At 70.9% G+C, this 13,708-nt stretch carries 11 protein-coding genes; 4 read left to right on the top strand and 7 right to left on the bottom strand.

Features of this window, described 5'->3' with window-relative positions:
* Positions 1-104: 104 nt before the first annotated feature.
* Complete coding sequence (gene thsA, locus K6T50_RS14055) at positions 105-1,664, bottom strand: thermosome subunit alpha (RefSeq protein WP_222607192.1); 1,560 nt, start codon at positions 1,662-1,664, stop codon at positions 105-107.
* A gap of 210 nt (positions 1,665-1,874) precedes the next feature.
* Between thsA and K6T50_RS14050 the strand changes: the two genes are divergently transcribed.
* Entirely contained in the window at positions 1,875-2,708 is an 834-nt protein-coding gene (locus tag K6T50_RS14050; RefSeq protein ID WP_222607191.1) for an amidohydrolase family protein, read from the top strand.
* A gap of 55 nt (positions 2,709-2,763) precedes the next feature.
* Here K6T50_RS14050 and K6T50_RS14045 read toward each other — a convergent pair whose 3' ends face one another.
* A complete protein-coding gene (locus K6T50_RS14045; RefSeq protein WP_222607190.1) occupies positions 2,764-3,678 on the bottom strand; it encodes a glycosyltransferase family 2 protein in 915 nt (304 codons plus the stop codon).
* A gap of 123 nt (positions 3,679-3,801) precedes the next feature.
* Positions 3,802-4,074: a MarR family transcriptional regulator gene (locus tag K6T50_RS14040; RefSeq protein WP_222607189.1), complete on the bottom strand. Its 273-nt coding sequence runs from the start codon at positions 4,072-4,074 to the stop codon at positions 3,802-3,804.
* A gap of 259 nt (positions 4,075-4,333) precedes the next feature.
* Between K6T50_RS14040 and K6T50_RS14035 the strand changes: the two genes are divergently transcribed.
* Both K6T50_RS14035 and K6T50_RS14030 read left to right on the top strand, forming a co-directional pair.
* Positions 4,334-4,726, top strand: a complete 393-nt coding sequence (locus K6T50_RS14035; RefSeq protein WP_222607188.1) for a PPOX class F420-dependent oxidoreductase — start codon at positions 4,334-4,336, stop codon at positions 4,724-4,726.
* Positions 4,727-4,826: 100 nt separating this feature from the next.
* On the top strand, positions 4,827-5,531 hold the full coding sequence (locus tag K6T50_RS14030; RefSeq protein WP_222607187.1) for a class I SAM-dependent methyltransferase: 705 nt from the start codon (positions 4,827-4,829) through the stop codon (positions 5,529-5,531).
* A gap of 54 nt (positions 5,532-5,585) precedes the next feature.
* Here K6T50_RS14030 and K6T50_RS14025 read toward each other — a convergent pair whose 3' ends face one another.
* A complete protein-coding gene (locus K6T50_RS14025; RefSeq protein WP_222607186.1) occupies positions 5,586-6,077 on the bottom strand; it encodes a universal stress protein in 492 nt (163 codons plus the stop codon).
* 238 nt (positions 6,078-6,315) lie between these two features.
* On the bottom strand, positions 6,316-7,776 hold the full coding sequence (locus tag K6T50_RS14020; protein WP_222607185.1) for a KaiC domain-containing protein: 1,461 nt from the start codon (positions 7,774-7,776) through the stop codon (positions 6,316-6,318).
* 264 nt (positions 7,777-8,040) lie between these two features.
* Between K6T50_RS14020 and K6T50_RS14015 the strand changes: the two genes are divergently transcribed.
* Entirely contained in the window at positions 8,041-8,862 is an 822-nt protein-coding gene (locus K6T50_RS14015) for an NAD(+)/NADH kinase (RefSeq protein WP_222607184.1), read from the top strand.
* A gap of 29 nt (positions 8,863-8,891) precedes the next feature.
* On the opposite strand, the gene K6T50_RS14010 is transcribed toward K6T50_RS14015, so the two are convergent.
* A complete protein-coding gene (locus K6T50_RS14010) occupies positions 8,892-9,566 on the bottom strand; it encodes an HD domain-containing protein (RefSeq protein WP_222607183.1) in 675 nt (224 codons plus the stop codon).
* 153 nt (positions 9,567-9,719) lie between these two features.
* Complete coding sequence (carB, locus tag K6T50_RS14005; RefSeq protein ID WP_222607182.1) at positions 9,720-13,124, bottom strand: carbamoyl-phosphate synthase large subunit; 3,405 nt, start codon at positions 13,122-13,124, stop codon at positions 9,720-9,722.
* Between the last annotated feature and the right edge of the window lie 584 nt (positions 13,125-13,708).

Raw genomic sequence — 13,708 nt, 5'->3', positions numbered from 1 at the left:
TTCCGGAGTACCGGGGGGTTCCGGAGTACCGGGGGGTTCCGGAGTACCGGGGGATTCCGGAGTACCGGGGGATTCCGGGAGTCGACCGCGGGGCGGTCGCCCCCTCAGTTCGCCGCGATCACGTCGTCGATGCGGAGGATCATCGTCGCCGCCTCGGTGGCGGACTCGAGCGCCTCGCGCTTGACGGCCGCGGGGTCGACGACGTGGTCCTCGCGGGGGTCGGTGATCGCGACGGACGGCCCGTCGATCACGATGCCGGCGACGCCCTCGCTGTCGTGGCGCGCGCGGAGGTCGACCAGCGCGTCGATGGGGTCGAGCCCGGCGTTCTCCGCGAGGGTGCGCGGGATCGCGTCGACGGCGTCGGCGAACGCCTCGACCGCCAGCGCCTTGCGGCCGGTGACCGCGTTGGCGCCCGAGCGGAGCCGGTCGGCGATCGCGACCTCGACGGCGCCGGCGCCGGGGACGATCTCGCCGTCCTCGTAGGCGGCGACCGTCACGCCGAGGGCGTCGTCGATCGCGCGCTCGGTCTCGTCGACCACGTGGTCGGTCGAGCCGCGCACGTACAGCGTCACGGTGCGGGAGTCGTCGCTCCCCTCGAGGAAGGCGACGTCGTCGCCGCCGTGGCGCTCGACGCGGACGGACGCGGCGGTGCCGAGGTCGCTCGCCTCGATGTCGTCGATGGTCCCGAGGCGGCGCGCGCCGGTCGAGCGGGCGAACGCGCGCGCCTCCGACGCCTTCACGTTCGAGAACGCGAGGATGCCCGCGTCAGCGAGGTACGCGGCGACGGGGTCGGAGATCTTCTTCGAGCAGAACACCACGTCGACGCCGGCCGCCGAGAGGGTCTCGGCGATGGCGCGACGCTCGGCGTCCTCCGCCGAGAGCGCGGCGTCGAGCTGGTCGACGGAGGTGATCGTGTACTCGGTGTCGACCTCGCCCGAGCGGACGTCGAGTTTCGTGTCCAGCACCGCGACGGTCGCGTCCTCGACGCTCCGGGGCATGTTGTCGTTGGCGGGCTCCTCCTCGAAGACGACGCCGCGGACGAGCTCCGTCGCGGCCGCGGAGGCGCCCGTGTGGGTGAACACGCGGATGTCGTCGCGGTCGACGCGGCGGTCGTCGTCGGCCACCTGGAGGACGGCGTCGACGACGATGGCCGCGAGGACGCCGGTCGCGATGTCGCCGGTTCCCTTGCCGGTCATGGCGGACTCGGCGACCGTCACGAGCGCCTCGCGGTCGACCTCGCCGTCGATCAGCATGCCGTCGACGGCGTCGAGCGCGAGCCGCAGCGCCTCGTGGTACCCCTCGACCACGGCCGTCGCGTGGACGTCGTCGTCGAGGAGGTCCTCGGCGCGTGCGAGCAGCTCGCCCGCCAGCACCGCCGCCGTCGTCGTGCCGTCGCCGACCTCCGCCTCCTGGGACTCGGCGACCTCGACGAGCATCTGGGCGGCGGGGTGCTCGATGTCCATCTCCTTCAGGATCGTCGCGCCGTCGTTCGTGACGACCACGCCGCCCGAGGAGTCGACGAGCATCTTGTCCATGCCGCGAGGTCCGAGCGTCGTTCGGACCGCGTTGGCGACGGCTCGACCCGCGGCGACGTTCGACCGGCGCGCGTCGGCGCCGCTGGTTCGCTGGGTCGACTCCGCCAGGACGTAGAGGGGTTGCTGCATGTAGCTCATGGAGTGATCAACGAGTAGAATGGTTGTGGTTCTATATGAAGTTATCGTAGCTGTTCCGGTCGGAAACTACACGACTGCGGCGTGATAGCGCTCGTCAGCGTCGCCGGCGGATCGGTCGGCGGAGCGCCGACGCCTCCGGGATCTCGACCGGCGCCCGGAGACTGCAACACTCAAGTCGAGCGCGTCGTTGGGGGGTGATAGATGCTGGAGTTGGAGCACGGGTTCCGCGTGGTCGACGTGCACGCCCGCCTCGACCCGGACGACGGCGCGGTCGTCGCCTCACGCGGGCGCGACATCACTCCCGAACGGCTCCAACGCGAGATGCACCAGGCCGGCGTCGTGCAGTCGGCCGTCGCGCCGGGGCCGCGTCCCGCGGGTGAGGGGTACCTCCGCGCGAACAACGCGGTCGCGCGGCTCTCGGTCGACCGGCCGTTCCGCGCGATGGCCCGGCTGAACGGCCCGCGCGACCCCGGCGACTCGCCCGTCTCCCGGCTGCGCAACCTCGCGGCGGCCCCCGAGGACCACCACACCGACCCCGGGGACGTAGAGCAGTACGCCTACGACAGCCGCCTCCACGGCTTCGTGCTCGACCCGGTGAACGACGGCCTCCCCACGGAGGCGACGCTCGAACAGATCGAGGCCGCCGGCGAACCGGTGCTCGTCCACGCCGGGCGCGGGTATCCGCCCCGCGCAGTCGCCGACACGGTGCTGTCGTACGACTTCCCGACGATCCTCTCGTCGTTCGGCGGCTACCCCCTCGACCGGACGCTGATGGACGAGGCGCTGGAGCTGTTGGACTCCCACGACGACCTCTATCTCGACACCGCGTTCGTCCGATTCCGGGACGTGCTCGAACGCGGCCTCCTCGAACACCCCGACCGCGTGCTGTTCGGCTCGGGCGCGCCCGACACCCACCCCGACGTGGGCGTGATGGAGGTGCTCACGCTCGACGTGCCAGAGGACCTCCTCGATCGCGCGCTCTCGAAGAACGCCGCGCGCGTCATCGAGGCACTGGCGCCCGGCGCCGACGCCTGAGCCGTCCGCTGATCCCCGTTTTGCCCCCGATATCGTCGGTTACGGGAACCGTCCGTTACTCGGTTCGTCGGTCGTACCGGGCGACGGCCCGGTCGGCCCGAACGGTGACGCCGTTCGGGTTCCGCTTCGGCGAGCGGTCCCGCGCGCGAGCGACGAGCCCGTCGGACGCCCCCCGGGAGATCCCCACGACCACGTCGCGTCCGTTCCGCGCCCACGAGGTCGGGGTCGCCTCGCCGCCGAAGACGTCGCGCATCGCGCCCACGGCGTCGCCGACGGCGTGGCTGATCGTCCGGCGAACGACCGTCGGGCGGATCCCGTAGTTCTTCGCGAGCCGGTACGCGAGCGCCCGGTACTTCCACCCGAGGTCGCGGCGCTCGATCCCGCCGTCGGTCGCCTCCGTGCGCCGCCGGGCCGCGGCGTCGCCGCTCCAGGTCACGTCCACGCCCATCCCGGCGAGACGGTGGGCGGCGTCGCGGGCGCCGCCGGTCTCGAGGTACTCGTCGAACCCGTCCAGATCATCCAGCACGGGGCGCGCGAAGACGACGTTTCGGCCGTTGAAGTACGACACCTCCCGGTCGCCGATGCGGCGTCTTTCCAGCCCGTCGCTGGTCGCGCCGCCGCGCACTGTCCGACGCAGCGGCCCGGTGACGACCGACGCGCCCTCGGCGAACGCGTCGGCGACGCCCTCGCGCCAGCCGGGCTCCACCTCGTGGTCGTAGCCGAGGAAGGCGACCGCGTCCCCGTCGGCGACCTCCAGCCCCGCGTTGCGGGCGACGTTCACGTTGCGCGCCGCGATCTCGACGAGGACGTCCACGTCGTCGCGGTCGCGCACCATCCCGGTCGTCCCGTCGGCGGAGGGACCGTTCACGACGATCACCTCCGCGTCAGGCGCGACGGCCGCCAGCGCGTCGAGGCTGGCCGCCAGCCTGTCCCGACCGTTGAGCGTCGGGACGACCACCGAGAGCTCCATAGCCGATTGTAGGAAGTCGTGGACTTAAAAGGGGGGATTCAGATCGGGTTCCGGGCCGAACGCACCGCCGTCGGCGACGGCGTCGAACGACGACCCGTCGGCGTCGCCGCGCCGGTCGATCGTCTACCGGTTCAGGTAGTAGACCTGCTTGCGCGCGTCCTTGAAGGAGTAGCGCGAGCCGACGAGCCCCTGCTCCTCCAGCCGATTGAGCGCGTAGCGCACGGTGCGGTCGGGCAGCAGCGACTCCTCGGCCAGCTGGCCCTGCGAGAGCGGCGCGTCGCCCTCGAGAACCTTGGCGACGAGCTTCGCGCTCGGCGGCAGGTCGCTGAGGAGGTCGCGATATTCTGTGTCGGTGAGCGCGTCTGCGGCGTCCGGGTCCGCGGTACTGGTGCTCATACTCCAGCGAAGTCCGAGGGTGGTGGTAAAGGTTGCCTCAATACAAGTCCAACTCGTGTATATCCCTTATACGCATATTATCGGGCCGCGAGCTGCGCCGATCGCGACGTGACCCAAACGGTGTCGGGCGATCTGCGGTGCGTCGGCGCCATCGTGTCGGTGCCGTGATTGCTCCACGTTGGCGCCCCGATCCCTCGTCGACCCAAGCGACCACCTCGTCGACGCCAACGACCAAGTTGTCCGCGTGCGAGGGAGGCACGTGATCCCCGAGTCGCACGTCGACATCTTCGAGTCGGAGTCGTTCGCCCATCTCTCGACGGTCATGCCCGACGGCACGCCGCAGGTCACGCCGGTGTGGGTCGACCACGAGGACCGCGAGTACGTGCTCGTCAACACCGCACGCGGCCGTCGAAAGGAGAAGAACGTCCGCAACAACCCGAAGGTCGGGCTCTCGGTCACCGACCCCGACGACCCGTACCGCTACGTGTCGGTCATGGGGGAGGCGGAGCTCACCGAGGAGGGTGCCGTCGAGCACATCGACGAACTGGCGAACCGGTACTTCGGCGTCGACGAGTACCCCCACCACGGCGAGGAGTCCGGCCCGCGCGTCATCGTCCGGATCCCGACCGAGAAGATCGTCACGAGCGGCTGAACGAGGGGTCCGCGACCGACCGACAGGTGGTCGCGGATCGCGGGGTGGCCGAGGGGCTATCAGTATCGTTTTACCGTTCGCCCGAGGACCCCGAGGTAGTGTGAAGGGCCAGGAGTGGTACCAGGCCGACTCGGTCGCCGAGGAGTACGACGACAAGCGATTCTCGAAGGGCGGACGGCTCATCGACCGCCGCGAGAAGCGCGCCGTGCTCGAGGCGCTCGCGCCGGTCGAGGACGAGCGCGTGCTGGAGATCGCCTGCGGCACCGGCCGGTTCACCGTGATGCTCGCCGAGCGCGGCGCCGACATCGTCGGCCTCGACATCTCCGACGCGATGCTCGCGCAGGGGCGCGAGAAGGCGCGCCGGGCGGGGCTGGAGTCGACCGTCGAGTTCATGCGCGGCGACGCCGCCCGGCTCCCGTTCCCCGACGACCACTTCGACGCCGTGTTCGCGATGCGCTTCTTTCACCTCGCGGACACCCCCGCGAAGTTCCTCGCGGAGATGGCCCGCGTCTCGAAGGACGTCGTCTTCTTCGACACGTTCCGCGGCTCCTCGTTCCGCGTGCTGTACAACTGGGCGCTGCCGATGGGCTCGCGGCTGTACGGGCGCGAGGAGGTCGAGCGGCTCATCGACGGCGCCGGCCTGCGGCTCCGCCACGCCGACCACGACTTCGTGTTCCCGTACGGCTTCTACCGCGAGGTTCCCAACGCCGTCGCCGACCCGTTCTGGTCGGTCGATCGGACGGTCGGCGGCAACGCGATCGGGGAGAAGCTCTCGTCGGTGTCCTACTGGACGGCCGAGGTCTGATCAGCGCGACCCGCGACCGCGGACCGACCGCGGCGATCCGCCAGTGGCGACCGACTACTCGTTCGTCGGAACCGAGACCACCGGCACGGCGGTCGCGTCCCGAACGTCGCTCGCCAGGTTCGACGGGGAGAACAGCCGCTTGAACCCGCTCCGGTCGGGTTCGGCGACGACGACGAGGTCGACGTCGTTGCCGTCGGCGTACAGCCCGATCTCCTCGGCAGGCGTGCCGTAGCGGAGCCGCTTCGAGACCGGAACACCCGCGGCGTCGGCTACCTCGCCGACGCCGTCGAGCGCCGCCTCCGCCTCGTCCTCGCGACGCTCGACGACCATGTCCCAGTGGTCGACGGACGAATCCAGCGGTACCACCGACAGCACGTCCAACTCGGCGCCGTGTGCGGCCGCCAGCGAGACCGCCACCTCCCGTACCCGCTCGTCCGTGTCGCCGTCGACCGCGAGGAGCACGCGGTCGAACGCGCCGACCGCCGTCGCGCCCGAACCGACCGCCCCCTCGTCCACCGCGTCGATGCTCGAACTCGTAGTTGCCATTACTACACCGATATGGCCCCAACACCAAATATTTGTCCATGTGTGCGGAGAATAAAACGAAGGTATCGACCATTACAGACTGATAGCGTATGAACGTCCATTACATTGGCGACGTTCGTGATGGATCGGGATATCGGATCGGCGGACCGACAGGTCGGTGTCGGCGCTGGCGACGTGGCGGCGCGCGCTCGGATACGGTGGAGGGTCGGTGACCTCCGGTCGGTGCCTCCCGGTCGGTTCAGAAGATGTTCGCCTGCCGGTACACTGAGATCCCGTCGCTCATGATCTCGTAGGGCTTCGTCTCCCGGGAGTGGTTCGCGTCGCGGATCTTCTGGATCTCCACGGCGAGGCGAGTCTCCCGGAAGTCCGACGGGCGGACGTACTGGAGGACGAACACGGCGTCGGTGAGGTACTCGACGATGCCGTGGCGCGACGCGTAGGGATTGTCCTCGCTCGCCTCGCTGGTCAGCATCGTCGTCACGCCGGCCCGTTTCAGCGAGCGGGCGAAATCGAACACCTCCGAGCGGCGTTTACTCGGGTGGTCGTACATCATCTCCAACAGCGAGACGGAGTCGAGCACGAGCCTGTCGGCGTCGAACTCGGTCACGAGCCGGGAGATGTCGTCGCGGATGGAGTCCAACGAGTTCGCCATCTCGATGGGGTCCATCGCGACGACCGCGAGGCGGTCCTCCTCGGCGAAGCGGCGGTACTCCCACCCCTTCTCCTCGGCCGTCGAGAGGATCGCCTCCTTCGACTCCTCGAGGGTGATGTACACCGCGTCGCCGTCGTTCTCCAGCGCCTCGTTGAGGAACTGGAGCCCGAACGTCGTCTTCCCCGTCCCCGCGCTCCCGATGACGGCCATCAGCGACCGCTCGGGGACCCCGCCGAGGATCATCTCGTCGAGCCCCTCGATGCCGATGTCGATGCGCGCGATGTCGGAGTCGAACTCCTCCTCGTCGAACTCGGGACCGCCGCCCCCGAAGTCACCGCCGAAGTCGCCGAACCCGCCGCCGAAGTCGTCGCTCCCCGGCTCCGCCGGTCCCCCGCCGCCAGCACCGCCGTCCGGACCGCCAGCCCCGGGTGTGTTCCGCATCGCCGCGCCGAAGCCCTCGCCGAACGGGTCCTCGGCGGGGTCGGCGTCGCGGTCGCCGGACTCGGGATCGTCGGTCGCGTCGCCACCGTCACGGTCGACGGGCTCGGAGCCGTCGGTTGCGTCGCCGTCCGGTTCGTCGCGTGGGCCGCCGAACGGGTCCGCCGCCGGACCGTCGTCGACGCCGCCGTTCCCGTCGAGGCCGCCGAATCCGCCGGCATCGATCTCCTCACCGTCGAACCCGTCGCCGTCGACCGACTCCGGCTCGGCGGCGTCGGTGGCGTCCCCCTCGAAGTCGTCCGCGAACGCGGCGTCGAGCGAGCCGTCGTCGATATCGTCGAACTCCTCGTCGACGTGGTCGACATCGACGTCGAGCGGCGAGTCGTCAGGCGACGGCGCGTCGCGGTCGCCGTCGATGTCGTCCTCGACGCCCGCCGCTTCATCCTCCGCGCCGTCTGCGGCGTTCGCGCCGTCTGCCCCGTTCCCGCCGCCAGCGTCGTCCGCACCGTCCGCGTCGTCCGCTCGCTCGTCGTCGGGTTCGTCCCCGTCGTCGTCGTCCCGGTTGTCCTCGCGGAGGGCGCGCTCGAACCAGTCCTCGTCGTCGCTCACGGTCGCCACCTCCCGTGAGCTCGACCGACCGGCGCCTGCCGTGGCGGGACGCTGACGGCGCGCGCCGGCGTCGGCCGTTCGCTCATCGTCACCCCGGAGACGGGCCGCCGGCATGAATGTTCCCCAGCGCGTCGCCGGAGCCGACCGCACGCACAGGCGACGACTGTCGAGCGCGGGCGGGCGCCGTCGGGCGGGGGCGGCCGTTGTCGGGCGGGCGAAACCGCTGTCGGGTGGCTTTTTGCCCGGGGACGGCGAGGTCCGCGTATGGAAGTCGGCATCGTCGCTCAGCGAGGGAACAACCGCGCGGCGTACCTCGCGGAGGACCTGCGCGACAGGCTCCGTGCGGCCGACGTGCGCGTCGCCGTCGACGAGGCGACCGCCGACGCGCTCGACCTCGACGGCGTCCCTGTCTCGGCGATGGACGGCGTCGATCTCGTCGTCTCGATCGGCGGCGACGGCACCTTCCTCTTCGCCGCCCGCGGCGCCGGCGGCGTGCCGATCCTCGGCGTCAACCTCGGCGAGGTCGGGTTCCTCAACGCCGTCTCCCCGGGCGAGGCCGTCGACGCCGTCCTCGACGAGGTGGAGGCGTTTCGCGGGGAGGGGATGCACGTCCGTGAGGCACCCCGGCTCGCGGCCGCCTGCGACGGGTGGCACTCGGAGCCGGCAGCCAACGAGATCGTCGTCCAGGGCGGCCGCCGCGGGCGCGGCGGCGGCGTCGGCTACGAGGTCCGCGTCGACGGCTCGCTGTACTCCAGCGGCCACGCGGACGGCGTCCTCGTGTCGACGCCGACCGGGTCGACCGCGTACAACCTCTCGGAGGGCGGCCCGCTCGTCCACCCGTCGGTCGACGGCCTCGTCGTCACCGAGATGTGCGCCGAGGACGGGATGCCCCCGCTGGTGACCGGGCCGGACGCGTCGGTGAGCCTCACCCTCACCGACGCCGAGGAGGCGATCGTCATCACCGACGGGCGCGGCGGGCGCTCGTTCGACGTGCCGACGGAGGTGACCGTCGCGACGACGGAGCCGCCCGTCCGGATCGCCGGGCCCTCCGCGGACTTCTTCGAGGCCCTCGGGAAGCTGGAGTAGTCGCCGCGGGGTCGGGTTCCCGCCCCGGATCAGGTGTCGCGCAGGTCCTCCAGCGCCCGCGCTCGGATCGTCGCGGCGGCGACCTCGTCGGCCCGCTTCACGATCTCGGCCTCCAGCGTCGCCGGTTCGACGGCGGTGCGGCCGGTGTGTGACAGCACGACGTGTGAGAGTTCGACCGACAGCCCCGCGGCCTCGCAGACGTGAACGCCGACGTACGGGTGGCCGAGGAGGTCGTAGTACTCGGTGCCGTACCGGCCGTCCACGGTCGCCTCGTCGCCGTCGGGACCCTCGTCCCCGTCGAACGCGTCGGCGTCCCCGGGACCGAACTCGTACAGTTTGCTGATGTCGTGGAGGAGCGCGCCCGCGACGACGAGGTCGCGGTCGAGCCCCGAGTCGGGGCGGCGCGCGAGCAACGCGTCCGCGAGCGCCGTCGCCAGCGCCGCCACGTCGTTGACGTGCCTGACGTTCGTCTCGTCTGGGAGGCCCAGCCGCGCCTGCTCGTCCGGGAGCCACGGCACCGCGTCGAGGTCGGTCCAGTCGGTCTCCGCGAGCGCGACCGCGTACGCGTCGCGGACGCCGACGCGGAGGTCGGGGTCGGCGATCTCGGCGTACGCGGGGAAGACCTCGGCGAGGTCGTCCGGGAGCGAGTCGGCTACCGGCTGGGGCGTGTCGTCGTTTGTCGAGGACGGAGCGTCGTCGGTCATGGGCCGCCGTTCGCGGAGCGGCGTGAAAAGCGGGTCGGGGACCGAAGCCGAGGGCCGGGGGTCGGAATCGACGGTCAGCGTGGCCTCGGCCGGCGGCGTCGCTTCAGTCGGAGGCGATTCGGCCGCGGCGTGGCCTCGGCCGTCAGCGTCGCTTCAGTCGTCGGCGCGCCCCCACGCCTCGTTGTGGCGCGGGCGCTCGGAGACCGCGAGCACGTCCAGGTCCTTCCCGCGGGAGGCGAGCGCCGAAAGCGACGCCTCGACGGACTCGGTCGTCGAGAGGTACGCGACCTCCTCGGTGACGGCCGCGCGCAGCGCGTCGACCTCGTCGGAGATCAGGAGGTCGATGTCGCCGCGGCGCAGGGCCTCCTCCACGTCGCCGACCGGCTCGATCTCGTAGTACTCCTCCAAGCCCGCGCGGAGGTGCTCGTACTCCTCGGTGCCCTTCAACGGGAGGCTGTCGCCGACGGTCTCGAAGGCGACGGTGCCGCCGTCGGGGAGCCGCTGGCCGGCGGCGTCGAGCGCCTTGCCGTAGGCGACGCCGAAGTCGCTGGCCGTGCCCATCACCTCGCCCGTCGACTTCATCTCGGGGCCCAGCCGCGGGTCCGAGTTCGGCAGGCGGTCGAACGGGAGGACGACCTCCTTCACCGAGAAGTGCTCGGGCACCGACTCCTCGGCGCCGATGTCCGCGAGCGACTCGCCGGCCATCACGCGCGCGGCGAGCTTCGCGATGGGGACGCCCGTCGCCTTCGAGACGAACGGGACGGTGCGCGAGGAGCGCGGGTTCGCCTCCAGCACGTACACCTCGCTCGCGGTTTCACCGCTCGCATCCGAGGCGCTCCGCGCCTCGCTCTCGTCACGGACGGCCAGTTGGACGTTCATGAGGCCGACCGTGTCGAGGGCGTCGGCGATCTCCTCGGTCACCTCGCGCACGCGGGACATCGTCTCGTCGTCCAGAGAGCGCGGCGGGATGACGCAGGCGGAGTCGCCCGAGTGGACGCCCGCGGCCTCGACGTGCTCCATCACGCCGCCGATGAGCACGTCCTCGCCGTCTGCGACGGCGTCCACGTCGAGCTCGACCGCGTCCGCGAGGAACTCGTCGACGAGGATCGGCTTGTCGGGGGAGACGCGCACGGCCTCCTCGATGTACTCCTTCAGCTCGTCGTCGTCGTCGACGACGCGCATCGCGCGCCCGCCGAGCACGTAGCTCGGCCGGACCAACACCGGGTAGCCGATGTCGCGCGCGAGTTCCAGCGCCTCCTCCTCGCTGGTGGCGCTGCCGCCCTCCGGCTGGGCGATTTCGCGCTCGTCCATGAGGCGGTTGAAGCGGTCGCGGTCCTCCGCCAGGTCCATCGCCTCGACGGAGGTGCCCATGATGTCGCACTCGACGCCGCGGCGGTCGAGTTCGTCGGCGAGGGGCTCGCCGATGTCGACGGAGGTCTGCCCGCCGAACTGGATCATCACGCCGTCGGCGGCGGTCGCCTCGATCACGTCGGCGACCTCCTCGGCGGTGATGGGCTCGAAGAACAGCCCGTCGGAGGTGTCGTAGTCGGTGGAGACGGTCTCGGGGTTGTTGTTGACGACGTGGGCGTCGATGCCCTGCTCGCGCAGCGCGCGCACCGCGTGGACCGAGCAGTAGTCGAACTCGACGCCCTGCCCGATGCGGATGGGGCCGCCGCCCACGACGACGACGCTCTCGGCGTCGCGGTCGACGCGGAGCTCGCCGCCGGCGGCGTCGCCCTCGAACGGGCCGGAGAACCACTCCGGCTTGCGCGAGGAGTAGTAGTACGGCGTCGACGCCTGGAACTCGCCGGCGCAGGTGTCGACCTGCTTGTACGTCCGGCCGGGGACGTTCGCCTCGACCTCGCCGACGCCGGCGCGGGCCGCCGACACCGGGAGGTCGCCGCCCGCGTCGGCATCGGCGTCGCCGCCGGCGGTCGCCGCGGCCGCGGTCGCGTCGCTCGCCTCGCGCCACGCGCCGCGCGTCTCCGGCAGCCACGTGAGGCTGGAGTCCTCGAAGACGTTGCCCGCGAGCGCGCTGATCTCCGCGTTCGTGAAGCCCGCGGTCGCCGCCTCGGTGAACTCGCCGTCGACGACCTCCTTGCTCGCCTCGACGATGCGGTGGAAGCGCTCGACGTACCACTCGTAGATGCCGGTCGCCTCGACGACCTCCTCGACCGAGAAGCCGCGCTCGAACGCCTCGAACATCGCGTACGGCCGGTCGGGGCTCGGGCGTTCGAGGTACTGCTCGGTCAGTTCGTCGTCCTCCAGGTCGCCGAAGTCGACGGCGGGGTCGTACTCGGAGCTCCGGAGCGCCTTCAGGAGGCTCTCCTCGAAGGTGCGCCCGATCGCCATCGCCTCGCCGGTCGACTTCATCGCCGTCGAGAGCGTGAAGTCGGTCTCCTCGAACTTGTCGATGGGCCAGCGCGGCACCTTCGTGACGACGTAGTCGATGGCCGGCTCGAAGGCGGCGGTCGTCTCGCCGGTGATCTCGTTGGTGATCTCGTGCAGGCGCTTGCCGAGCGCGACCTTCGCGGTGACGCGGGCGATGGGGTAGCCCGTCGCCTTCGACGCCAGCGCGGAGGAGCGCGAGACGCGCGGGTTCACCTCGACGACGCGGTACTCGCCGCCGGGGGTGCCGTCGTCGCGCCACGCGAACTGGATGTTACAGCCGCCCTGGATGCCCAGGTCGCGGATGACTTCGAGCGCGGCGTCGCGCATCTTCTGGTGGCCGTCGTCGGGGATGACCTGCGAGGGCGTGACGACGGTGGACTCGCCCGTGTGGATGCCCATCGGGTCGAGGTTCTCCATGTTGCAGATGATGACACAGGAGTTGTCGGCGTCGCGCATCACCTCGTACTCCAGCTCGACCCACCCGGAGATGGACTCGGTGATGAGCACCTCAGAGTTGCGCGAGAGGCGCAGCCCCTTGCGCACGCGGGCGATCAGTTCCTCCATGTCGTCGACGACGCCCGACCCGCTCCCGCCGAGCGTGTAGGTCGTGCGCGCGATGACCGGGAGGCCGCCCACCTCGTCGACGGCGTCCTCGACGCGCTCGCGGAGGTCGTCCTCGGTGAGCTGTGAGACCGATTCGTCCTCGTCCATCGAGATGGTCGTCGAGGCGGGGACCGGCTGGCCCAGTTCCTCCATGCGCTGGCGGAACAGGTCGCGGTCCTCGGTCGCGTAGATGGTGTCGAGGGGCGTCCCCATGATCTCCACGTCGTGCTCCTCGAGCACGCCCTCCTCGGCCAGCTCGGCGGTGACGTTGAGGCCGGTCTGGCCGCCCAGGCCGGCGATGACGCCGTCGGGCTGCTCTGTCGCGATGACCTCCGAGATCGCCTCGGTGGTGATCGGCTCGATGTACACCTTGTCCGCCATCTCCGGGTCCGTCATGATCGTCGCCGGGTTGGAGTTGACGAGGACGACTCGCGCGCCCTCCTCCTGCAGCGCGCGACACGCCTGCGCGCCGGAGTAGTCGAACTCTGCCGCCTGTCCGATCTGGATGGGCCCGCTGCCGATGAGGAGAATGGTCCGGGTCTCCTCGTCGGTGTCCTGACTCATTACCGCCATCGAGTGCGTTCATCGTAATAAGGCCGACGACTCGTACCGATTTTCGTAGCGACTTTACGAAATTCGTAATGGTACGGCGTGACACACGCCGTGGTCGCGGCTGTCGGATGTGGATCGGACGGTTCCGGCCGGGCAGTGTCCCCGGCGTGGGTGAGGAGTCGCTGGCGTTGATGAAGTCGCTGTTCTCGAAAGCCCCCGTGTCGCTACGCGGCCCCTTTCAGTCCCACCCACCGCGACCGCACCGCACCTCGTCCTCCCCAACCGACTCACTCGCTCACTCCGTTCGCTCGCTCGCCCTCGCGCGCTTCCGCCGCGGACGGAGCCGCGGCGGCGCGCGCCGACCGCCCCCAGTTCGTGCACACCGTGCGTATGGGTTCGACGCTCGACCGACCCGGGCCGGGTGGGACTGAAAGGGGCCGCGGCTGTCGGCGAAGGCCGGTAACGCAAGCACCGCAGGGAGGCGAGCGAGGCCGAACGGAGTGAGGCCTCGATGCGAACGGGGAACGAAGTGACCCGTGAGCGGAGCGCAGCGAGCCGCCCGAGCCGACAGCCGCGGGGCTTTCGCGGTCGTCGTC

The sequence above is a fragment of the Halobaculum magnesiiphilum genome (genome assembly GCF_019823105.1).
In the GTDB taxonomy this organism is placed as follows: Archaea; Halobacteriota; Halobacteria; order Halobacteriales; family Haloferacaceae; genus Halobaculum; species Halobaculum magnesiiphilum.
The sequence above is the reverse complement of the archived record's forward strand: the minus strand, read 5'-3'. Positions and strand labels throughout refer to the sequence as shown.